The sequence below is a fragment of the Nocardia sp. NPDC058519 genome (assembly GCF_042719755.1).
GTDB lineage: Bacteria > Actinomycetota > Actinomycetes > Mycobacteriales > Mycobacteriaceae > Nocardia.
The window spans coordinates 1-20556 of the sequence record NZ_JBHXNK010000046.1; the positions used below are offsets into that span (position 1 = coordinate 1).

The 20556-nt window shown below is 68.1% G+C and carries 22 protein-coding genes; 5 read left to right on the forward strand and 17 right to left on the reverse strand.

Annotation, left to right across the window (positions count from 1 at the left end; translation table 11 throughout):
- Positions 1-153: 153 nt before the first annotated feature.
- From ACFWPK_RS32340 to ACFWPK_RS32385, 10 genes are all read right to left on the reverse strand, one after another.
- On the reverse strand, positions 154-933 hold the full coding sequence (locus ACFWPK_RS32340) for an SDR family oxidoreductase (RefSeq protein ID WP_378922289.1): 780 nt from the start codon (positions 931-933) through the stop codon (positions 154-156).
- A 74-nt stretch (positions 934-1007) separates the two neighbouring features.
- Positions 1008-1439: a PIN domain-containing protein gene (locus tag ACFWPK_RS32345; protein ID WP_378922291.1), complete on the reverse strand. Its 432-nt coding sequence runs from the start codon at positions 1437-1439 to the stop codon at positions 1008-1010.
- Positions 1430-1636, reverse strand: a complete 207-nt coding sequence (locus ACFWPK_RS32350) for a hypothetical protein (protein WP_056814932.1) — start codon at positions 1634-1636, stop codon at positions 1430-1432. The genes ACFWPK_RS32345 and ACFWPK_RS32350 overlap by 10 nt, the downstream gene beginning before the upstream one ends.
- A 70-nt stretch (positions 1637-1706) precedes the next feature.
- Complete coding sequence (locus ACFWPK_RS32355; protein ID WP_378922293.1) at positions 1707-2321, reverse strand: TetR/AcrR family transcriptional regulator; 615 nt, start codon at positions 2319-2321, stop codon at positions 1707-1709.
- Positions 2322-2325: 4 nt separating this feature from the next.
- Positions 2326-3108, reverse strand: a complete 783-nt coding sequence (locus ACFWPK_RS32360; protein WP_378922295.1) for an enoyl-CoA hydratase family protein — start codon at positions 3106-3108, stop codon at positions 2326-2328.
- 156 nt (positions 3109-3264) lie between these two features.
- Positions 3265-4425, reverse strand: a complete 1161-nt coding sequence (locus ACFWPK_RS32365; protein ID WP_378922297.1) for an acyl-CoA dehydrogenase family protein — start codon at positions 4423-4425, stop codon at positions 3265-3267.
- Complete coding sequence (locus ACFWPK_RS32370; protein WP_378922299.1) at positions 4422-6416, reverse strand: acetyl/propionyl/methylcrotonyl-CoA carboxylase subunit alpha; 1995 nt, start codon at positions 6414-6416, stop codon at positions 4422-4424. The genes ACFWPK_RS32365 and ACFWPK_RS32370 overlap by 4 nt, the downstream gene beginning before the upstream one ends.
- Positions 6417-6424: 8 nt before the next feature.
- On the reverse strand, positions 6425-8023 hold the full coding sequence (locus ACFWPK_RS32375) for an acyl-CoA carboxylase subunit beta (RefSeq protein ID WP_378922301.1): 1599 nt from the start codon (positions 8021-8023) through the stop codon (positions 6425-6427).
- The gene (locus ACFWPK_RS32380; RefSeq protein WP_378922302.1) at positions 8020-9171 is read right to left on the reverse strand and encodes an acyl-CoA dehydrogenase family protein; all 1152 of its coding nucleotides are present in this window, start codon (positions 9169-9171) and stop codon (positions 8020-8022) included. Before ACFWPK_RS32380 ends, ACFWPK_RS32375 begins: the two co-directional genes overlap by 4 nt.
- Positions 9168-10883 carry an acyclic terpene utilization AtuA family protein gene (locus ACFWPK_RS32385; protein ID WP_378922304.1) on the reverse strand — a complete coding sequence of 572 codons (1716 nt, stop codon included), beginning with the start codon at positions 10881-10883 and terminating at the stop codon, positions 9168-9170. The genes ACFWPK_RS32380 and ACFWPK_RS32385 overlap by 4 nt, the downstream gene beginning before the upstream one ends.
- Before the next feature lie 85 nt (positions 10884-10968).
- On the opposite strand from ACFWPK_RS32385, the gene ACFWPK_RS32390 reads away from it, so the two are divergent.
- Both ACFWPK_RS32390 and ACFWPK_RS32395 read left to right on the forward strand, forming a co-directional pair.
- Positions 10969-11112, forward strand: coding sequence for a hypothetical protein (locus tag ACFWPK_RS32390; protein WP_378922306.1), 144 nt, complete (start codon positions 10969-10971; stop codon positions 11110-11112).
- Positions 11113-11161: 49 nt separating this feature from the next.
- Positions 11162-11500 (forward strand): hypothetical protein, encoded by a 339-nt coding sequence (locus ACFWPK_RS32395; protein ID WP_378922308.1) that lies wholly within the window; start codon positions 11162-11164, stop codon positions 11498-11500.
- Here the strand turns inward: ACFWPK_RS32395 and ACFWPK_RS32400 are convergent.
- The 6 genes from ACFWPK_RS32400 to thiO all read right to left on the reverse strand — a co-directional run bounded on the left by ACFWPK_RS32400 (position 11483) and on the right by thiO (position 16412).
- On the reverse strand, positions 11483-12319 hold the full coding sequence (locus ACFWPK_RS32400) for an adenylate/guanylate cyclase domain-containing protein (protein WP_378922310.1): 837 nt from the start codon (positions 12317-12319) through the stop codon (positions 11483-11485). The two genes, ACFWPK_RS32395 and ACFWPK_RS32400, sit on opposite strands and share 18 nt — an antisense overlap.
- A gap of 256 nt (positions 12320-12575) precedes the next feature.
- The gene (locus tag ACFWPK_RS32405; RefSeq protein ID WP_378922312.1) at positions 12576-13337 is read right to left on the reverse strand and encodes an ABC transporter permease; all 762 of its coding nucleotides are present in this window, start codon (positions 13335-13337) and stop codon (positions 12576-12578) included.
- Positions 13337-14272, reverse strand: a complete 936-nt coding sequence (locus ACFWPK_RS32410; RefSeq protein ID WP_378922314.1) for an ABC transporter ATP-binding protein — start codon at positions 14270-14272, stop codon at positions 13337-13339. Before ACFWPK_RS32410 ends, ACFWPK_RS32405 begins: the two co-directional genes overlap by 1 nt.
- An 85-nt stretch (positions 14273-14357) precedes the next feature.
- Positions 14358-15116 carry a thiazole synthase gene (locus tag ACFWPK_RS32415; RefSeq protein ID WP_378922316.1) on the reverse strand — a complete coding sequence of 253 codons (759 nt, stop codon included), beginning with the start codon at positions 15114-15116 and terminating at the stop codon, positions 14358-14360.
- Positions 15109-15324 carry a sulfur carrier protein ThiS gene (thiS, locus tag ACFWPK_RS32420; protein ID WP_358104244.1) on the reverse strand — a complete coding sequence of 72 codons (216 nt, stop codon included), beginning with the start codon at positions 15322-15324 and terminating at the stop codon, positions 15109-15111. The genes ACFWPK_RS32415 and thiS overlap by 8 nt, the downstream gene beginning before the upstream one ends.
- Positions 15321-16412 carry a glycine oxidase ThiO gene (thiO, locus tag ACFWPK_RS32425; protein ID WP_378922317.1) on the reverse strand — a complete coding sequence of 364 codons (1092 nt, stop codon included), beginning with the start codon at positions 16410-16412 and terminating at the stop codon, positions 15321-15323. The genes thiS and thiO overlap by 4 nt, the downstream gene beginning before the upstream one ends.
- Before the next feature lie 213 nt (positions 16413-16625).
- On the opposite strand from thiO, the gene thiE reads away from it, so the two are divergent.
- Positions 16626-17324, forward strand: a complete 699-nt coding sequence (gene thiE, locus ACFWPK_RS32430) for a thiamine phosphate synthase (protein ID WP_378922319.1) — start codon at positions 16626-16628, stop codon at positions 17322-17324.
- A 25-nt stretch (positions 17325-17349) separates the two neighbouring features.
- Here the strand turns inward: thiE and ACFWPK_RS32435 are convergent, their stop codons facing one another.
- Positions 17350-17988 (reverse strand): NUDIX domain-containing protein, encoded by a 639-nt coding sequence (locus ACFWPK_RS32435; protein ID WP_378922322.1) that lies wholly within the window; start codon positions 17986-17988, stop codon positions 17350-17352.
- Between the two features lie 128 nt (positions 17989-18116).
- Between ACFWPK_RS32435 and ACFWPK_RS32440 the strand changes: the two genes are divergently transcribed.
- Both ACFWPK_RS32440 and ACFWPK_RS32445 read left to right on the forward strand, forming a co-directional pair.
- Positions 18117-19598 (forward strand): hypothetical protein, encoded by a 1482-nt coding sequence (locus ACFWPK_RS32440; RefSeq protein WP_378922324.1) that lies wholly within the window; start codon positions 18117-18119, stop codon positions 19596-19598.
- 26 nt (positions 19599-19624) lie between these two features.
- A complete protein-coding gene (locus ACFWPK_RS32445; RefSeq protein ID WP_378922381.1) occupies positions 19625-20551 on the forward strand; it encodes a glutamate ABC transporter substrate-binding protein in 927 nt (308 codons plus the stop codon).
- The last annotated feature ends 5 nt before the right edge of the window (positions 20552-20556 follow it).

The following is a 20556-nucleotide window of genomic DNA, read 5'->3' on the forward strand; positions in this document are numbered from 1 at the left end:
GGGATCACCCCGATCCGCCGGGCCCCGGCCCCTTCGTGTGGCCGCCCATATGTCGCTCACCATCCAGTCACCACCGCCGCTGCTCGGCCCGACGTCGGCCGCGTCGAAGAGCGGGCGCGGTGGCCTTCGCAGGATCCACCCAGATAAGCCGCGTCAGCGGGCGGCGGGCACCGTGGCGACGACCCACTCAGCGAAGGACGGACCGGCCAGGGTGGCGTGCGGGGACGGAAGGAGAGTGCCGTTTTCGAATTGCTCGCGGTCGGGGTTGGCGGAGTCGGAGGTTTCGATGATCCGCAGGGCATCGCCGCGAGCCGTGACCAGGGCGGTGGCCGCGGCGGCCATCGTCTCCGGCTGCGGGCCCGCGATCTCGGGGAACGGAATATCTTCGGCGGGAATCGGATTCGCGGCAAGATCTACCAGCGCCTCGGCGACAGTTCGGGCGGCGACCAGCTGGGTGCGCATGCCCTGGACGTACGCGACGGCGCCCTGAGTGCCCCACTCCACCATGACCTCGACGAGCTCGTGGAACTGCGCCGCACGCAGAATCTGCACCGGCAGCACGCCTTTGAGCAGCTCCTGCTCGTGGGCGAGCTTGGCGGCGTTGTACCCGGCGAGCGAACCGTCGATCCCGATGATGGACACCACGACGAGCCGCTCGACCCCGGCCCGCTCCCCCGCCGCGTGCAGGTTCCGCGCGGCTGCGGTGAAGAACTCGGTAGCCACCTGCTGATCAGCCGAGGGCGTACTCGACGCGTCGATCACGATGTCGACCCCGGTCAAAGCCTCGTCGAGCCCCACACCGGTCTCGATGTCGACACCGTTGGCCCGCGAGAAGGCAACGACCTCATGCCCACGCTCGACCAGCACATCCACCACATGCCGACCCAACCGCCCGGTCGCCCCGGCCACCGCGATCTTCTTCTGCTCCGCCATGATCCACTCCTCCGTCGCTTCTTACGCGTTCACAGAGTCGACGAAGCAGCCGACCGGAGTGTGACATCACCTGGTCAAGACGTCTCGAGACTCCCCCGAGGTGCGATCCAGCGATGGTCGAGGTCCACCACCGATGCGACCGTTTCGAAATCGGAGTCGTAGTGGAAAAGGACAAGTCGGTGTTCGACCGCGATCACAGCGGCGAGCAGATCGTGAATGCCGACCGCCCGGTGGCGGCCCGACCGCGCGAGTTCGCGTTGGATCGTGAAGGCACTGTGCCAGTGTTCGTCATTGGTGGGCAGATACTCATAGGCTGCCCTGCGGCGGAAACGAATCTGTTCGTATTCCGCGGGGCTTCGGGCGCTGTAGAGCGCCTCGGAATCGAGCGGTGCGCACGTGGCGATCAATCCGGCCTCGAGCAGCGGCCCGAGTGCGGCCGCCACGTCCGGATGACGCATCCGAGCCGCCGCGCTGGTGTCGATGAGATAGCGCGCCGTTATCGCCATACGTCGTCGCGCCGATCCTTGTCGGCCATCTCGGCCATGCCGCCGTTGACCAACCATTCGACTTCGCTGGCGCGCGCATGCGCCACCACTGCCGAGTTCAACGCGGCGCGAACTGTATCGGAGACGCCGGCGGTCCCGAGCGCGTCCTGCGCGGACTCGAGTAGCTCGTCGTCGATCTCGATCAGTCGCTTGGTCATCACACATTCCCTCGATATATATTCCCCCATGGCCGAACTATATACCCGGGAAGATGCTGGTCACAAGGGTTCAGTGGGCGATATTCAGTGCCGTGTGGAGGGTGGCGGCCCACTGGTCGACGATCAGTTTGCGGCGCGCGGAGTCGTCGGTGAGGACGTCGGCGAGGCCCAGACCGCGGGCCAGATCGAGAGTGGCTTGGACGAGGTGGTGGGCTACCGGGTCGGAATCGTCGACGCCGAGGGCTTCGACCGCGCGGCGGTGGGAGATCCGGCCGAAGCGGGCTTCGAGGGGAAGGATCCGTTCGCGCAAGGCCGGATCGGCGGCGGCGTGGGTCCAGACCTGTAGGGCGGCCTTGAAGAACGGGGTCGTGTAGGACTCGACGAGCGCGGAAACGACTGCGCGCGTACGGCCTTCGCCCTGGGCGACCGCGTTCACCGTCTCGGCTTCGGCCTTGGCCTGGTCCATCCGGAACTCGAACATGAACTCGAGTGCCGCGGTGATCAGGTCCTCACGGGTGGGGAAATGGTGCTGGGCCGCGCCGCGCGACACCCCGGCCCGTTCGGCGACCACCGACACGGTGGCGGCCGCCCAGCCGGTTTCGGCCAGGCAGTCGATGGTCGCCTCTAGCAGCCGCTGCCGGGTGGCCCGGCTGCGGTCCTGCTTGGGTTCGTGGGGTGTCGCCATCGGACTATTGTGCCCAGCTGGGCGGGCGCTTCTGGAAGAAGGCCGTCATGCCCTCGATCACTTCGGGGGTGCCGAAGAAGCTCGCCGACCGCTTGGCCAGCGCTTCGGCCTCGGCGTCGAAGGTCGCCAGCAGGGCCGCGTTGACCAGTTTCTTGGACTCGGCCAGACCCTGCGGTGAACCCTTACGCAGCTCCCCGGACAGGCGTTTCACCTCGGCGGCGGCATCCTGCGCGGCCACGGTGACCAGCCCGATCTCCCGCGCGGTCGCGGCGTCGAACTTCTCCCCGGTCAGGAAGTAGCGGCTCGCGGCCCGCTGGTCCAGCCGCGGCACCAGGGTGAGCGAGATCATGAACGGTGCCATCCCGATGCGCACCTCGGTGAGCGCGAAACTGCTGCCCGGTCCGGCGACGACGAGATCGCAGGCGCCGATGATGCCCATGCCACCGGCGCGGACATTGCCGTCGATCTGCGCGATCACCGGCTTGGGCGAGGCGAGGATGCCGCGCAGCACGTCGATCATCACGCGGGTGCGCTCGTCGGCGGCCACGGCGGGATCGGCGTTGCTCGCCTCCTTGAGGTCAGCGCCCGCGCAGAAGGTGTCACCGGTGTGGGCCAGCACTATGCCGCGCACGGCGGGATCGGTTGCCGCGGCATCGAATCCGGCGAGCAGCTCGCGAACGAGCTTGGACGAGAGCGCATTCCGGTTGTGCGGCGAATCGAAGGTCAGCGTGGCGAACCCGTCGACGACCTCGTAGCGGACGAACGGTGTTTCGGCGACTTCGCTCATCGCATCTCCTAACGGTGAAAGTGTTGTCGGCGCGCAGCGCCCGGGTTCTCGGCCGCCTCGATCTGGACTGACCAGAGGGTGCGACGAAGGAGTGCCCGGCGGGAGGGAAGATCGAGGGAACAGGCCGAGAACCCAGCGCGCCCGCGCGCCAATGATTCAGTACGAGCGCGGCAGGCCGAGCGAATGCTGGGCGACGAAGTTCAGGATCATCTCGCGGCTGACCGGCGCGATGCGCGAGATACGCGCGGCCTGCAGCATGGCCGCCAGCCCCACCTCGCGGGTCAGGCCCGAACCGCCGTGGGTCTGAATCGACTGGTCCAGCGCCTTGATGCTGGCTTCCGCGGCCGCGTACTTGGCCATGTTGGCCGCCTCGGCGGCGCCGAACTCATCGCCGGTGTCGTAGAGCGTCGCGGCCTTCTGCATCATCAGCTTGGCCAGTTCCAGCTCGATCTTGACCTGGGCCAGGGGATGCGAAATGCCCTGGTGCGCACCGATCGCGGTCTTCCAGACGGTGCGCTCCTTGGCGTACTCCACGGCCCGGTCGATGGCGTAGCGGCCGAGGCCGACCGCCATGGCCGCGCCCATGATGCGCTCGGGATTCAGTCCGGCGAACAGCTGGGCGATGGCCGCGTCCTCCGAACCGACGAGGGCGTCGGCGGGCAGGCGCACGTCGTCGAGGAACAACGTGAACTGGTTGTCCGGCTCGATGACATCCATTTCCTGGACGTTCTTGACCAGGCCGGGCGCGTCCACCGGCACGATGAACAGCGCGGGCTTGAGCTTGCCGGTCTTGTGGTCCTCGGTGCGCGAGACCACCAGGATGGCCTCGGCCTGATCGACACCGGAGATGAAGATCTTGCGGCCGTTGAGGATCCAGTCGCCGCCGTCGCGGCGGGCGGTGGTGGTGATCTGGTGTGAGTTGGAGCCCGCGTCGGGTTCGGTGATCGCGAAGACCATCTTCGACGAGCCGTCGGCCAGCTTGGTCAGCCAGGTCTGCTTCTGCGCGTCGGTGCCGTACTTGGTGATGATGGTGCCGCAGATAGCCGGGGAGACGACCATCAGCAGCAGCCCGGCGCCCTGCGCCGCCAGCTCCTCCTGCACCAGCGCCAGCTCGTACATGCCTGCGCCACCGCCGCCGTACTCCTCTGGCAGGTTCACGCCGAGGAAGCCGAGCTTGCCCGCCTCGTCCCACAGCTCGGTGAGCGGCTCGTTCTTGCGCGAGAGCGGCAGCACGTAGTCGCGGTAGTTGTACTTGCTCGCCAGCGCGGCGACCGCCGCGCGCAGCGCCTTCTGTTCTTCGGTCTCGATGAAGCTCATGCCTGCTCCTGCTCTTCTTCCTCGACGACGGCGAGGACGGTTCCGACCTCGACCTGCTGGCCGACGGTCACGTTGAGTGCACTGAGAATGCCGGTGGCCGGCGCCGCGATGGTGTGTTCCATCTTCATCGCCTCGAGCCACAGAATGGGCTGCCCCTGCTTGACGTGGTCGCCCTCGGCGGCACCGAGGCGGATCACGCTGCCCGGCATCGGCGCCAGCAGCGACCCGGCCGCGACCTGCTCGGACGGGTCGGTGAAGCGCGGCAACCTGCGCACGGCCACCGGGCCGAGCGGGGAGTCGATCGCGACGAGGTCGTCGTAGCGGGCGATCTCGAATTGCCTACGCACCTGGCCACGTTCGCCAGGAACACCGAGAACGACGCGATCGGGAGCGACCGAGATCAGCTCGAGGCCGTCGTGGCCCTCGACCGCGACACCGGTGCGGGTGAAGCGGTAACGCACCTCGTGCGTGCCGGTGGTGCGGCTCTCGTAGGACTTGGTCTGTGGCAGCGAAGCCAGGTTGCGCCAGCCGCTCGGGGTGAGTCCGGCCAGGCGCGAGGTGCCGCGGTTGGCCGCCGAATCGGCTAGTGCCGCAGCCACGACCGAGAGCGCCTCGTCGGCCTCCGACGCCAGCGGCGCCGAGAGCACGGCCAGATCATGGGTGGCGAAGAAGGCGGTGTCGGTATCACCGGCGAGGAAGGCCGGGTGACGCAGCACGCGCACGAGCAGATCGCGATTGGTGACCAGGCCGTGGATCTTGGCACGCTGAAGCGCGGTGGCGAGCAGATGCGCTGCCTCCGCGCGGGTTTCGGCGTAGGAGATCACCTTGGCCAGCATCGGGTCGTAGTGCACGCCGACCACCGAGTTGTCCACCACACCGGTGTCGAGCCGCACGCCGGGCTGGTCGAGTACGGTGAATTCCCCGGCGGTGAAAGGGATCTCGATCTTGTGCACCGGGCCGCTCTGCGGCTGCCAGTCGTGCGAGGGATCCTCGGCGTAGAGCCGGACCTCGATCGAGTGACCGCGCTGCGCGGGCTGGATGGCGGGCAGCGGCAGGCCCGAAGCCACCTGCAACTGCAGGCGGACCAGGTCCAGGCCGGTGGTCTGCTCGGTGACCGGATGTTCCACCTGCAGACGGGTATTCATCTCCAGGAAGAAGAAGTCACCCTTCTCGTCGGCCAGGAACTCGACGGTGCCCGCACCCTCGTATCCGATCGCCTCAGCGGCCAGACGCGCCGCCTCGAACAGCCGATCACGCATGCCGTCTATCTTCTCGACCAACGGTGAGGGCGCTTCCTCGACGACCTTCTGGTGACGACGCTGAATCGAGCACTCACGCTCACCAACAGCCCAGGTCTTGCCGAAAGTGTCCGACATGACCTGGACTTCGATGTGACGGCCGGTCTCGAGGTAGCGCTCGCAGAACACCGTCGGATCCCCGAAGGCCGACTCGGCCTCGCGCTGGGCGGCGGCGATCTGGTCGCGCAACTCGGCGAGGTCGCGCACCACGCGCATGCCACGACCACCACCACCGGCGGACGCCTTGATCAGCACGGGCAGGTGCGCGTCGGTGACCTCGGCCGGGTCGAGCTCGGCGAGGACGGGGACACCGGCGGCATCCATCATCTTCTTGGACTCGACCTTGGAGCCCATCTGCTCGATCGCCGCGACCGGCGGACCGATCCACACCAGACCCGCGTCGAGCACCGACCGCGCGAATTCGGCGTTCTCGGAGAGGAATCCGTAGCCGGGGTGGATCGCATCGGCACCGGCCGAGAGCGCGGCCTCGATGATCAGCTCACCGCGCAGGTAGGTCTCGGCGGGGGTATTGCCGGGCAGCCGGACGGCGGCGTCGGCCTCGGACACGTGCGGCGACGCGGCATCGGCGTCGGAATAGACCGCGGTGGTGCCGATCCCCATCCGACGGCAGGTGGCGAACACGCGGCGCGCGATCTCACCACGGTTGGCAACCAGAACGTTTGTAATCGCCATGTCGCGCCTCACATTCGGAAGACGCCGAAGCCCTCGGCGCCCTTGATCGGGGCTGTGTGAATGGCCGACAGAGCCATTCCCAGCACGGTGCGGGTGTCGCGGGGGTCGATGATGCCGTCGTCGAAAAGCCTGCCCGACAGGAACATCGGCATGGCCTCGGCTTCGATCTGCGCCTCGACCATCGCGGCGAGACCGGCGGCGGCTTCCTCGTCGAACGGCAGGCCCTTGGACTCGGCCGCGCCGCGCTGCACGATGGTGAGCACGCCGCCCAGCTGCGCCCCACCCATGACGGCGGATTTCGCACTCGGCCAGGCGAACAGGAAACGTGGGTTGAACGCGCGCCCGCACATGCCGTAATGCCCGGCGCCGTAGGAGGCGCCGACCAGCAGCGAGATGTGCGGCACCGTGGAGTTGGCGACCGCGTTGATCATCATCGCGCCGTGCTTGATGATGCCGCCGTGCTCGTACTCCTTGCCGACCATGTAGCCGGTGGTGTTGTGCAGGAACAACAGTGGGGTGTTCTTCTTGTTGGCCAGCTGGATGAACTGGGTGGCCTTCTGCGATTCCTCGGAGAACAGCACACCGCGCGCGTTGGCGAGAATACCGATCGGGTAGCCGTTGATCTCGGCCCAGCCGGTGACCAGGCTCGAACCGTAGAGCGGCTTGAACTCGTCGAAGTCGGAGCCGTCGACCACGCGGGCGATGACCTCGCGGGGATCGAACGGGATCTTGAGGTCCGATGGCACGATGCCGAGCAGTTCCTCGGGATCGTAGATCGGCGAGATGACCTCGGCGCGCGGCTCGGGGCCCTGCTTCTTCCAGTTCAGGCGACGAACGATATTGCGGCCCAGGCGGATCGCGTCCTGCTCGTCGGCGGCCATGTAGTCGGCCAGACCCGAAGTGCGGGCATGCATTTCGGCTCCGCCGAGGGTTTCGTCGTCGGAATCCTCACCGGTGGCCATCTTCACCAGGGGCGGCCCGGCGAGGAATACCTTCGCGGCTTCCTTGACCATCACCACGTAGTCGGACATGCCGGGAATGTAGGCGCCACCCGCGGTGGAGTTGCCGAAAACCAAGGAGATGGTAGGGATTCCGGCCGCCGATGCCTGGGTGAGGTCGCGGAACATCGCGCCACCCGGGATGAACACTTCCTTCTGCGTCGGCAGGTCCGCACCGCCGGACTCGACCAGGGAGATCACCGGCAGACGGTTCTCCCGGACGATGTCGTTGATGCGCAAGGTCTTGCGCAGCGTCCACGGGTTCGACGTGCCGCCGCGCACCGTCGGGTCGGGCGCCACGATCATGCACTCGACACCCTCGACGAGGCCGATACCGGCGATCGTCGACGCGCCGACGTGGAAGTCACTGCCCCAGGCGGCGAGTGGGCACAGTTCGAGGAACGGCGAGTCCTCGTCGAGCAGCAGTTCGATGCGCTCACGGGCGGTCAGCTTGCCGCGCTTGTGGTGCCGGGCCACCTTCTCGGGGCCGCCACCGGCGATGGCCTTGGCGAACTCCGCCTCGACCTCGGTGAGCTTGGTCGACATGGCCTCGGCAGCCGCGGTGTACTCGGGCGAGGCGGTATCGATGATGGAACGGAAGGTCGTCACGACTGGTACCCCAATACTTTCGACGCCAGCATGGTCAGGATCTCGTTGGTGCCGCCGCCGATGCCGATGATGCGCACATCGCGGTAGATGCGCTCGACCTCGGCCTCGCGCATGTAGCCCATTCCGCCGTGCAGCTGCACGGCCTGATTGGCCACCCATTCGGCGGTCTCGACGGCATTGTTCTTGGCGAAGCAGACCTGAGCGATCAGGTTCTGGTCGCCGGCCGCGTAGCGCTCGACCAGCGCGCGCGTGTAGGTGCGCGAAATATCCACGCGCTGAGCCATATCGGTCAGCGTCATCTGCACCTTCTGGCGGCTGATGAGCGGGCGGCCGAAGGTCTCGCGATCGCGGCACCACTGCACGGTGAGATCGAGCGCGCGCTGAGCCAGCGAATACGCCTGCACCGCGAGGCCGACCCGCTCGCTGACGAACGCGGCGGCGATCTGCGCGAAACCACTGTTCTCGGCACCGACCAGATTCGTCGCGGGCACCCGCACGTCCACATACGACAGCTCGGCGGTATCGGAGGCCAGCCAGCCCATCTTCTCCAGCTTGCGGCTGACGGTGAAACCGGGCGTGCCCTTCGGCACCAGGATCAGCGAAACACCCGCCGCACCAGGGCCGCCCGTGCGCACCGCGGTGACGACGAAGTCGGCGCGGCACCCCGAGGTGATGAAGGTCTTTGCGCCGTTGATGACGAAGTCCTCGCCGTCGCGCACGGCGGTGGTGGTGAGGTGGCCGACATCGGAACCACCGCCGGGCTCGGTGATGGCCAGCGAGCCGATCAGGTCACCGGCCAGCGTCGGCTTGGCCCACTGATCGATCTGGGCCTGGTTGCCCGAGGCGATCATGTGCGGCAAGGCGATTCCGCAGGTCAGCAGCGAGGCCCACAATCCACCGGACGCACCGGCGACATGGAACTCCTCCCCGACGATCACCGAGTCGATGGCGTCGCCGCCCTCGCCGCCCGCCGATTCCGGGTACTCGATGCCGAGCAGGCCGAGTTCGCCTGCCTTCTTGTGCAGCTCGCGCGGCAACTCGCCCGCGCGCTCCCAGGAATCGAGGTCGGGCAGGATGTCCCGCTCGACGAACCCACGCACGGTGGCGCGCAGCTCTTTTCGTTCCGGCGTTTCCCAAACAGACGTCATGCGAGCAGCTCCGTCGGCAGATCGATGTGGCGAGAGCGCAGCCATTCGCCGAGCCCCTTGGCCTGCGGGTCGAAACGCGCCTGGTAGGCGACGCCCTTGCCGAGCAGGCCGGAAATGATGAAGTTGACCGCGCGCAGGTTGGGCAGCACGTGGCGGGTGACGGTCAGTTCGGCCGTCTCGGGGAGTAGCTCCTGCAGCTTTTCGACGGTGAGGGTGTGTACGAGCCAGCGCCACTGGTCGTCGGTGCGCACCCACACGCCGATATTGGCGTCACCGCCCTTGTCGCCGCTGCGGGCGAGGGCGATCGTGCCCAGCGGCACCCGACCGGTCTCGGAGGGCGGTAGCGGAGCGGGCAGCTCGGGTTCGGAAACAGGTTCGAGAACAAGGGTTTCCGTGGCGGGGGCGATATCGACTCGGGTGCCGTCGGCCAGCACCGCGACGTGCGGCACCTCGTGTGCGTCGACGAAGCCGGGGGTGAAGACACCGTAGGGCGAACCGTTTCCGGGCAGCGCGGTGAAGCTGGCACCTGGGTAGCTGGCCAGCGCCAATTCCACCGCGACACTGGAGAACCCGCGGCCGACCTTGTTCGGGTCCGCATCGCGCACCACACAGCGCAGCATCGCGCTGGCCTGCTCCTCGGTTTCGGCGTCGGGGCGGTCGAGGCGGGCCAATGTCCAGGTGAGCTCGGCGGGCTTGTCCGGCAGCCAGGATTCCAGCTGTCGTCGCGCCAGTTCGGCTTTGGCTTCGATATCGAGGCCGGTGAGGATGAACGACATCTCGTTGCGGAAGCCGCCGAGGGTGTTGAGCGAGACCTTGAGCTGCGGCGGCGGGGCTTCACCGGTCACGCCGCTGATCAGCACGCGATCCTTGCCCTCCTGGCTCAGCGCGATGCTGTCCAGGCGGGTGGTGACGTCGGGTCCGGCGTAGCGCGCGCTCTGGATCTCGTACATGAGCTGGGCTTCGACGGTGTCGACGGTGACCGCGCCGCCAGTGCCGTCGTGCTTGGTGATCACGCAGGATCCGTCGCGACGGATCTCGGCGATCGGGAAGCCGGGGCGGCCGATGTCACCGAGTTCGGTGAAGAAGGCGAAGTTGCCGCCGGTGGCCTGGGTGCTGCATTCGATCACGTGCCCGGCCACCACGGCACCGGCCAGTGCGTCGTAATCGGTTCGGCCCCAGCCGAAGTGGGCCGCGGCCGGGCCGACGATCACCGAGGCGTCGGTGACGCGGCCGGTGACGACGATGTCGGCGCCGGAGTTCAGGCATTCGACGATGCCCCACGCGCCGAGGTAGGCATTGGCCGTGAGCGGCTGACCCAGGTCGAGCTCGGCGGCGCGCGAGACCAGATCGTCGCCCTCGACATGCGCGATCTTGGCGTCCAGCCCGAGGTCGGCGGCGACTTTGCGCAGTCGCTCGGCCAGCCCGGCCGGATTGAGCCCGCCGGCGTTGGTGACGATCTGCACGTTCCGCTCGAGCGCGAGGGCCAGACAATCCTCGATCTGGCGCACGAACGTCTTGGCGTAGCCGAGACTGGGGTCCTTCATCCGGTCGCGACCGAGGATCAGCATGGTGAGCTCAGCGAGATAGTCGCCGGTCAGCACGTCGAGCTGCCCGCCCTCCAGCATCTCGCGCATAGCGCTGAGCCGGTCACCGTAGAACCCGGAACAATTCCCGATTCGGATCAGGTCCGGGTCAGCGGAGAGAGCACTCATGGCACCCAGGATCGCAGCGGTTCAGAAAAAAAGCAAGCATGCGTGCTTGTTAATCCTGCGCAATCGACCAGGCAAGATGGAGTCCATGCTGTCCGTCCTCCTCTTCGCCCTCGCCGGATTCCTGCTCGGCGGCGCGTACACGACCTGGAAGAACAATCGCGCGATGGCGATCGGCCTGATCGTCGCCGCCGTACTCGCGGGCCTGGGCGCCGTGCTCTGGTTGGAGTAGCAAGACTTTCGCAAGATCAGGGCAAGACGAAAGCTGTTGGCTTGCCGACATGTTCACTTGGTATGTCGGCCTGCTCGCAGTCAGCGGCCTCGCGATGATCATCATGGCCAACATCGACAACGGCCGCAGCGAGCTCTCGCGCGGGCTCAACGCGGTGTTCGGCATCGCGTTCCTCGGCTACGCGGGGTACCTGGCGTTCGTGTTCGAAGGTGGCGACTACCTGATCTTCTTCCACGCGTTCATCCTGCCGGTGCTGCTGGGAATCGACTTCGTGCGCTCGACGAACTGGCAGGCGCTGACCACCAGGCCGACCCCGACCCAGCAGGCCTTCCGCGCGTACTGGAAGGAACAGGATCGGCTGGAAAAACGCTCAGCTCGCCGTGTGTAGCTTGAAGATCCTGACGTCTTCCGGGACGCCGGTGAGCGGTGCGGCCCAGAAGTTGCGCTTGTACGGCTTGGCGGTCACGCCCAGCTCGTCGAGGGTTTCCGGGCGCAGCGCGGCCAGGGTGGTGCTGGACAGCATCGTGTTGCCGTTGCCGCCTGCCTCCATCATCCTGGCGGCGATATTGACGTCGACGCCGAGCCAGTCGCCACCGATCTCGCGGGGCGAACCGGTGTGCAGGCCGACCCGCATGCGTGGGGTGTAGCCGCCGATCTCGACCTGGGCGAGATTGCGGCGAGCCGCCAGCGCGGCGCGCACGGCGCGATCGGGCGAGGAGAACACCGCCATCAGCCCGTCGCCCATTCGCTTGACCACCTGACCGCCACGCTCGACGATCGGCGGCTCGATGGCCTTGGCGACCTTGCGCAGCAGTTCCAGGGTGCGCTCGTCGCCCACCGACAGCGACCAACTCGAGAATCCGACCAGGTCGGTGAACACGACGGTCACCTCCTCGGTGCCACGTCCACGGCCGATCCGCTCCAGCCCGGCCTGCCACACCTGAAGGGCACCGAAACCGATTTCCCTGGCCGCGGTCGGGGCGCCACCGGCGATCTTGTCCGCCGCCCTCGCCACCGCGCGCGCACCACCGGGCCCCGTCACCGAGAGCGGATCGCCGAACGCGGGGTCACCGGGCAGCTGTTGACGCGCCTTGCGCACGGCACCGATGACGTCGGCCCGGCGGTTGGCGGCCTGTAGTTTCGACGAGATCTGGGCGCGCTTTCTGCCTGCGCGCGCACCGCGGTCGGATTCGGCGGATTCACTCACGATCGGCTCCAGCGGAATGGACACCTCCGCAGCGGCGTCGCGCCGCGGACTCCCCCCGCCAGAAGGCGTTTCACTCACGCCAAAAGGTTATATCACCGGACGACGACCGCCGGTCCGCTGCTTGTGTGCAGCGGACCGGCGGTCCTACCTTCGAGCCACCGGGCAGCGGAGGCCCGAAGGTCGGGTCGCACGACCTCCCGACAAGGTCGCGGCCCTCGCGGCCCGGGCCATTACGAGGGCGGCCCGGGCTGGTTTGTCAGGCGTCTCGGCGGTTGACCAGCACGAGCGACCCGGCGAACACGACCGCCACGAAGACGGCGAAGTAGATCAGACTGCCCCACACGCCCCAGTGCCAGTCGCCTGCCACGGGTCGGTCGCTCAGGAAGCGGTTCACGTTCGCGAAGGGCAGGAAGGGGGTGACGGTGCGGCCGAAGCTGCCGAACGCGCCGAGGAGGGTCTCGATCAGCAGCGGCCACAGGATCAGCAGCGAGATCGCGGCGGCCGACTGACGCACCAGCACACCGACCGCGACGGCGAGCACCACGCACAGGACGGCGTAGATCGGCAGGCCGTAGATCGCCCGCCAGTTGCCGTCGAGCACCAGGCCCGGCGCCCGATCACCGCTGATCGCCTTCGCCACGACGAACGCGATCAGTCCGAGGACACCGGTGAGCACGGCCGAGTAGGCACCGACCAGTGCGACCTTGGACAGGATGACCTTGGACCGGTTCGGAACCGCCAGGAAACTCGAGCGGATGACACCGAACCGGTATTCGCTGGTCACCGTCAACGCGGCCATGATCATCAAGACCATCACGCCGAACCCGGTGATACCCGAGACAGCCATGCTCGGGGTGAGCGGCGGCGCGCCCTCGCCCGAATCGCCGGTGGTGTCGGCATTGAGGACCAGCGCCATCAGCACGGCGAATCCGATGCCGAGCACGACCACGGCCGCCGAGCACCACCAGGGTGACCGGGTCGAGGTGAGTTTGATTCGTTCCGCAGCGAGCACGCCCATCAGAGCGCACCTCCCATCACCTGGTGGTCGAAGCTTTCACCGTGGTACTCCACGGCGCCGCCGGTCATCCGCATGAACGCTTCCTCGAGCGAGGCCGACTGCGGTGCCAGCTCGTAGAGCGTGACGTTGTTCGTGCCTGCCACCTTGCCGACCTCGTCGGAGGTGACGCCCGCGATGATCAGCGCGGCGTCGCCGTCTTCCTTCACGGTCATGCCGTGCGAGGTGAGCAGGCTGCGCAGCTGATCGAGCTGCGGGCTGCGCACGCGCACCGACTGCTCGGAGGCGCGGTCGATGAACTCCTGGGTGGAGCCGTCGAACATCAGCTGACCACGGCCGATGACGATGAGCTGCTCGGCGGTCTGGGCCATTTCCGAGAGCAGGTGGCTCGAGACGAGCACCGTGCGACCCTCGGCGGCCAGGCGCTGCATGAACCGGCGGATCCACAGGATGCCCTCCGGGTCGAGGCCGTTGACCGGCTCGTCGAACAGCAGCACCTTCGGGTCACCGAGCAGCGCGCCCGCCAGGCCGAGTCGCTGGGACATGCCGAGCGAGAAACCGCCCGCGTTCTTGCCCGCCACCTCGGACAGGCCGACCAGGCGCAGTACCTCTTCCACCCGCGACTTGGGGATGTCGTTGGCAGCGGCCAGCCACTCCAGGTGGGCGCGCGCCGAGCGGTTCGGATGCACCCACTTGGCATCCAGCAGCGCGCCGACCTGCGTGAGCGGGCGCTCCAGCTCCTGGTAGTGCCTGCCGTCGATGAGCGCACTGCCCGCCGTCGGCTTGTCCAACCCGAGGATCATCCGCATGGTTGTCGATTTACCAGCACCGTTGGGTCCGAGGAACCCGGTCACCAGTCCAGGCTGGACGGTGAACGTGAGGTCCTGCACCGCGACGGTCTGGCCGAATTGCTTCGTCAGGCCCTTCAGCTCGATCATGGGCCCTAGCTTGCCTGACAACCACCGTGACGCGCGTCGCCGAGAAGTAGCGAGTCGGGTCATCCTCGAGGATGACCTTCGACCCCTAGACGGATGGGGAAGAAGCCTGAGCCCAGAAACGCTTGGGGATACGGCCCGCGTGCCTGGCGAGATAGCCCGCCCGGACGGCGGCCGACATCGCCGATGCCATGATTTCGGGTTCTTTCGCCCTGGTCACGGCGGTGGCGAGCAGGACTGCCGAGCAGCCGAGTTCCATGGCGAGGGCGGCGTCGCTCGCGGTGCCGATGCCCGCGTCGAGGATGACGGGGACGCCCGCGGCGGCGACGATCATCTCGATGTTGTGGGGGTTGCCGATGCCGAGACCGGTGCCGATCGGGGAGCCGAGCGGCATCACGGCGGCGCAGCCTGCCTCTTCGAGGCGGCGGGCGAGGATGGGGTCGTCGGTGGTGTACGGGAGGACCACGAAACCGTCGTCGACGAGCTTTTCGGCGGCGTCGAGGAGTTCGAAGGGGTCGGGCAGCAGGGTGCGGTCGTCGGCGACCACCTCGAGCTTGACCCAGTTGGTGTCGAGGGCCTCGCGGGCCAGCTGGGCGGTGAGCACGGCTTCGGCGGCGGTGCGACACCCCGCGGTGTTGGGCAGCAGGGTGATGTCGAGGCGCTTGAGCAGGTCGAGGACGCCGGTGCCGCCCGCGGCGTCGACGCGGCGCATCGCGACAGTGGTGAGCTCGGTGCCCGACGCGATCAGGGCCTGTTCGAGGACGGCGAGGTTCTCGGCGCCGCCGGTGCCCATGATCAAGCGGGAGCCGAACTCCTTGTCGGCGATGCGCAACGGCGACTCAGCCACCCTGCACCGCCGTGAGCACCTCGATGGTCCAGCCGCGGCCGACCGGTTCGTCCCAGCGGGATTTCGAGAAGACCGCGCCATCGACCGCCAATGCCACACCCTGGCAGGGCAATTCGAGCTTGGCCAGCAGTTCGCGGACGCTGAGCGGCTCGGGGAACTCGTGGTCGACACCGTTGACGGTGACGCCGATCGGGATGGTCGAGGTCATCGAACTCCTCCTTGCGACAGAGATGACATCTGGGATGCCGGAAAACGTTGGGGTGAAGCGGCTTCGACGACCGCTGGGGTCGCACCGTCGAGCAGCGCGGGCACGACCGCCGCGGTGAGCGCCAGGGTGAGCATGCCGTTGCGGCCGTGACCCGTGGCGGCGATGACCCGGTCGTCGAGGTGGCCGAGCAGTGGAAGGTTGTCGGGGGTTCCCGGCCGCGAACCCGCATTCGCTTCGGCCAGTTCGTATTCGGCGATGCCGGGCAGGATGGCTTCGGCGTCGGCGATCAGGTCACGGACTCCACCGACGGTAACGGTGGTGTCGAAGCCCGCTTCGTATTGTGTTGCACCGACGACGATTCCGTCTTCGCGGGGAACCAGGTATACCTGCCTGCCGTGAACCCGAGCGCGGATCACCCTGGTCGGTGCCGGACCGACGCCGGGCCTGCGACGCAACCGGAGGATCTCGCCCTTCACCGGGCGCACCGGCAGGCCCGGCCAGAGCTCGGCGGAGCGAGCACCCGCCGCGAGAACGACCCGGTCATGCGGTAGATCATCCAGCGCGACAACGGATTCGGCGCGGATCTCGACACCCGCCGCGGTGCAGGCGGACTGGAGAGCACGCAGTACCCGCCGGTTGTCGATGGCGGGTTCGGTTTTCGCGTGCAGGCCGGCGCGGACGGTGCGCGCGAGCGCGGGTTCCAGTGCGCGGACTCCCGCACGGTCGAGCACTCGCAGGTCGTGGCCGAAACCGGCCAGCCAGTCCGAGACGGTGCGCAGGTCGATGGCGTCGGCGCCGTCGAGCGCGACGGTGAGCGTCTCATCGGCCACGAACATCGACTCGCCCGAAATTCCGCGCAGGCTGTCCGCGAAGGCGGACCACTCCGCCAGCGCGGCCGCTCCGAAAGCGAGCACGCGATCCTCGCCGGGCCAGCCTTCCGAGAGCGGCGCGAGCATGCCACCGGCCACGTAGGAGGCACCGCGCGCAGGTTCGGGGTCATGGACCGTGACGGTCCAGCCTGCCTCGGCAGCCCGCCATGCGACGGCAAGTCCGACGGCGCCGCCGCCAACGACCGCCAGAGTCCGCATCACGTTCCTACCTGTCTGTGTTCTCGGCGGCTGGTGCCGCTGGTTTTCGGCCTCGTAACCTCGATCTTCCTTCCCTGCGGGCACTCCTTCGTCGCACCCTGAAGGTCAGTCCAGATCGAGGCGGCCGAAAACCTCATTTCCGCCCAGGTCGATGCCTCGGGTTCCATGCCGCGGCGTTCGCACTTCAACGGTAGCGCGACTACCGTCTTCACTGTGCAGCCCTCCCATTCGAACCGTTCCATCCCGCCACGGGAGCGCCTGTCGGGTGCACTGCTGTATCTGTGCACCGATGCGCGTCGGGAAAAGGGCGATCTCGCCCGATTCGTCGACGCCGCGCTCGCGGGCGGGGTCGATATCGTGCAGCTCAGGGACAAGGGATCGCCCGGCGAAGCCGAATTCGGGCCGCTCGAGGCCAAGGCCGAGCTGGGCGCGCTCGCCGAGATCAAGGCCGCGACCCGCCGCCACGGCGCACTGCTCGCGGTGAACGACCGTGCCGACATCGCACTGGCCGCGGGCGCGGACGTGCTGCACCTCGGCCAGGGCGACCTGCCGCCCGCCTACGCACGACGCGTCGTCGGCCCCGATGTGGTGATCGGCCGCTCCACCCACAACCGCAACCAGGCGGGCCTTGCCGCCATCGACGGCCACCTCGACTACTTCTGCACCGGCCCGATCTGGACCACGCCGACCAAGCCCGGCCGCCAAGCCGCGGGCGTCGACTTCATCCGCTCGACCGCCGATTCCCATCCCACGCTCCCCTGGTTCGCCATCGGCGGCGTCGACGCGCAGCGACTCCCGGAGGTGCTGGCCGCCGGTGCCCGCCGCGTTGTCGTCGTCCGGGCGATCACCGAAGCCGCTGATCCAGAAGCCGCCGCCCGCGCACTGAAGCAAGCGCTACTCGCCGCTGCCTGAGATCGGCGCACAGTGCCGGACCGGCTCAGGCGAGGACGTCGGCCCTGGTGAGAGCCGGGCCCTGGGCCGGCTCGCCGTCGAGGAAGACCTCGATACCGGGGCCGTCGACCCGCGTGTGCAGCCAGAAGAACCCTTGGTCAGGCAGTTCGACTGTGCGAGGAAGCGCATCCGCGAGTTCGGCGTCGGCCTCTAGCCGCACGCGCAACGGCACGGCACGCAGTTCGATCCAGGCGGTGGCGAAGCCTGGATGCAGCGGGAGGCCGGCGACCTCGTCTTCGGGGACCCAGGCCAGTTCGGCGCTTTCCTTGTTGGCGACCGTGGGGAGCTGGCTCTCGGCATCGGCGATGACGGTGATGTAGGTCCAGCCGCTCGGGGCGGTCATCGTCAAGCGTTCGGCGCGTACCCGGAGCAGGTCGGCGGTGATGCCCGCTTCCTCCTCGGCCTCCCTGACGGCCGCGTGCTCGGGTGACTCGTGCGAATCGCGAGCCCCACCGGGCAGCGCCCAGGTACCGCCCTGATGACTCCACGGCGCCCGGTGCTGTAACAGCACCGCCGACCCGCCACCGGGCAACGGTGCACGCAGCAGTAGTCCCGCCGCACCGAATTTGCCCCAGTGCTTGACCCCGTCAGGGCTCTTGTACCAGCCGTCTCCATCGCCGCGCATCCCATACTCTTTCCTCCGAGCAGCCGAACAGCAACCGCTTCGGGGGTATGTGAGGGGCTGCGCTACCCGTAGGACAACAATAAACTCCGCATCAGTAGTGGTGCACGGACAGCACCGGGAGGTGAACGATGGTCGAACCGGGGAATCGCAATGCCTCGACTGAGGTGGCGGCCGTCCGCGTTCGCCCATCATCGCAGGCCGAGACGGGTGCGGAGCACTCCGAGACGGCCGGGGCCGCGCCGGTGACACCACGCTGGGCGCCGTTGCGACGACCGGCCACGCCCGTCGACCGGCCACCCGCGCCCGACGTCAGAGCATTGCGCGCGCAGTTCCAACCCGCCCGCTTGCGCAGTTTCGCGCACTCCTCGCCGGGGCGGCTCCTTGCCGCCGGACTGGTCCTGATGGTGCTGTGCGTGACCGCGGGCGCGGTGACTTCGTCGACCGTGAGTGAGCGTCAGCAAGCTCTCGGCGTCTTGCTCGACGACACCGAACCCGACGCGCATTCGGCCAACCACCTCTACACCTCGCTCTCGATCGCCGACGCCGCCGCGGGCACCGCGTTCATCGCGGGCGGACTCGAACCCCAGGCGGTGCGCGACCGCTATACCCAGGCCATCGGCGAAGCCGCCGCCGAGCTGGTGACCCAGGCCGGTCACATCTCCGAGGAGGAGGCGGCCGACCCGTCGGGCGCAGATCGCCGCCTGCGGACCGGCATCGCGACGGGCCTGCCCGTCTACAGCGGGCTGATCGAGACAGCGCGGGTGAACAATCGCAGCGGCTATCCCGTCGGCGCGGCGTATCTGAGCGAGGCATCCCATCAGATGCAAACCGCGCTGCTGCCGATGGCCGAGGAGCTCGAAGACCATCGCTTCGACGCGGTCACCGCCGCGCAGTACCGGCACGTGCAGCCACCGTGGACAGCGATCGCGCTGCTGGTGGTGGCACTCGGCGCGCTGATCTGGGTGCAGGTCGAGCTGGCGCGGCGCTCGCGCCGGTTCTTCAATATGGGCCTGCTGATCGGCACCGGCGCGCTGGCACTGACGCTGATCTGGACGGTGGCGGCCGGTTCGGTCTCCGCGGTGGCGATGATCCGCTGCCGGGATGAGGGGGCGGTGCCGTCGGCGCGGTTGGCCGAGAGCCGAATCCTGGTGCAGCAGGCCCGATCAGCGGAAATGGTGAAGCTGGTGCGCCGCGACGCGACCGGCGACTACGACCGCACTTTTGATACCAATGCCGCCCGGCTCACCGAGCTGCTCGCCGGTTATCCCGAGGACGCCCCCGCGCGCGACGAAGTGGCGCACGCGCGCGCCGCGCTGACCCGCTGGCAGTCGGCCCATCAGCGGATGAACGACACACTCGAGCGTGGCGATTTCATGGGCGCGGCCACCGTGGCCACCGGGCCGAGCGCCGCCGATTCGGCCGCCCAGGTCGAGGCACTCGACCGGGCACTGGACAAGGCGGGCGCGGTGACACGGGACACCCTGCGTGCCAAGGTCTCGCAAGCGACAGACGTGCTTTCCTTCCTCGCTCCCGGCGCGTTCGTGCTCGGGATCGCGGCTGCGGCGTGCGTCGCGCTCGGGTTGTGGCCGCGACTGCGGGAGTACCGGTGAGACATGGACGCGTCTTCGCGGCGCTGATGCTGGTCGGGCTGCTCGCCGGCTGTTCCGACAGCACACCCGCGCCCGCTGAGCGTGGCGTCTATTCCGAACCGCCGCTGCCCGCCAAGGCCATTCCGATCGGCACCGACACCCCCGTGCCGACCACCGGTGGCGAGCAGTGCGGCGATCCGACCGCGAGTCTGCGGCCGAGCACCGCCGCCGGTCCGACGATCGATGCCATTCGGGCGCGCGGCAGGCTCGTTGTCGGACTCGACGCGGGCAGCAATCTGTTCAGCTTCCGCGATCCGCTCAGCGGTCGCATCGTCGGCTTCGACGCCGACATCGCCCGCGAGATCGCCCGCGACCTGCTCGGCAACCCCGATCTGATCGAATACCGCAGTCTCGCTTCGGAAGAGCGCGAGCGGGCACTGCAGGATCACACCGTCGACCTGATCGCGAAGACGATGACGATCACCTGCGAACGACGTAAGCGGGTGGCGTTCTCGACGGTGTATCTGCGGGCCGATCAGCGGGTGCTCGCGGTGAAGGGTTCCGGCATCGACGGCCTCGCCGATCTGGCGGGCAAGCGCGTGTGCGTGGTGCGCGGCACCACTTCGCTCGATCACATCCGCCGCGATCAACCGGCCGCCACGATTCTGACGGTGCCGACCTGGGCCGACTGCCTGGTGGTCCTGCAACAACGCCAGGTCGACGCGGTGAGCACCGACGACTCGATCCTGGCGGGCCTGGCCGCTCAGGACCCCTACACCGAGGTGGTCGGCGGCAGTATCAGCGCCGAACCGTACGGCATCGGCATCCCGAAGGGCGACGACGACCTGGTGCGTTTCGTCAACGCCACCCTGGACCGTATCCGCAACGACGGCACCTGGACCCGTATCCACCGCCGCTGGCTCGCGACCCTCGGCGAGACACCGAGCCCACCCGCACCGAAGTACCAGGACTGACGGCC

Coding starts and splice junctions, on each gene's coding strand:
- ACFWPK_RS32340 (WP_378922289.1), bottom strand. CDS start 933: ATGGCGGAGCAGAAGAAGATCGCGGTGGCCGGGGCGACCGGGCGGTTG.
- ACFWPK_RS32345 (WP_378922291.1), bottom strand. CDS start 1,439: ATGGCGATAACGGCGCGCTATCTCATCGACACCAGCGCGGCGGCTCGG.
- ACFWPK_RS32350 (WP_056814932.1), bottom strand. CDS start 1,636: ATGACCAAGCGACTGATCGAGATCGACGACGAGCTACTCGAGTCCGCG.
- ACFWPK_RS32355 (WP_378922293.1), bottom strand. CDS start 2,321: ATGGCGACACCCCACGAACCCAAGCAGGACCGCAGCCGGGCCACCCGG.
- ACFWPK_RS32360 (WP_378922295.1), bottom strand. CDS start 3,108: ATGAGCGAAGTCGCCGAAACACCGTTCGTCCGCTACGAGGTCGTCGAC.
- ACFWPK_RS32365 (WP_378922297.1), bottom strand. CDS start 4,425: ATGAGCTTCATCGAGACCGAAGAACAGAAGGCGCTGCGCGCGGCGGTC.
- ACFWPK_RS32370 (WP_378922299.1), bottom strand. CDS start 6,416: ATGGCGATTACAAACGTTCTGGTTGCCAACCGTGGTGAGATCGCGCGC.
- ACFWPK_RS32380 (WP_378922302.1), bottom strand. CDS start 9,171: ATGACGTCTGTTTGGGAAACGCCGGAACGAAAAGAGCTGCGCGCCACC.
- ACFWPK_RS32385 (WP_378922304.1), bottom strand. CDS start 10,883: ATGAGTGCTCTCTCCGCTGACCCGGACCTGATCCGAATCGGGAATTGT.
- ACFWPK_RS32390 (WP_378922306.1), top strand. CDS start 10,969: ATGCTGTCCGTCCTCCTCTTCGCCCTCGCCGGATTCCTGCTCGGCGGC.
- ACFWPK_RS32395 (WP_378922308.1), top strand. CDS start 11,162: ATGTTCACTTGGTATGTCGGCCTGCTCGCAGTCAGCGGCCTCGCGATG.
- ACFWPK_RS32405 (WP_378922312.1), bottom strand. CDS start 13,337: ATGGGCGTGCTCGCTGCGGAACGAATCAAACTCACCTCGACCCGGTCA.
- ACFWPK_RS32410 (WP_378922314.1), bottom strand. CDS start 14,272: ATGATCGAGCTGAAGGGCCTGACGAAGCAATTCGGCCAGACCGTCGCG.
- thiS (WP_358104244.1), bottom strand. CDS start 15,324: ATGACCTCGACCATCCCGATCGGCGTCACCGTCAACGGTGTCGACCAC.
- thiO (WP_378922317.1), bottom strand. CDS start 16,412: ATGCGGACTCTGGCGGTCGTTGGCGGCGGCGCCGTCGGACTTGCCGTC.
- ACFWPK_RS32435 (WP_378922322.1), bottom strand. CDS start 17,988: ATGCGCGGCGATGGAGACGGCTGGTACAAGAGCCCTGACGGGGTCAAG.
- ACFWPK_RS32440 (WP_378922324.1), top strand. CDS start 18,117: ATGGTCGAACCGGGGAATCGCAATGCCTCGACTGAGGTGGCGGCCGTC.
- ACFWPK_RS32445 (WP_378922381.1), top strand. CDS start 19,625: ATGCTGGTCGGGCTGCTCGCCGGCTGTTCCGACAGCACACCCGCGCCC.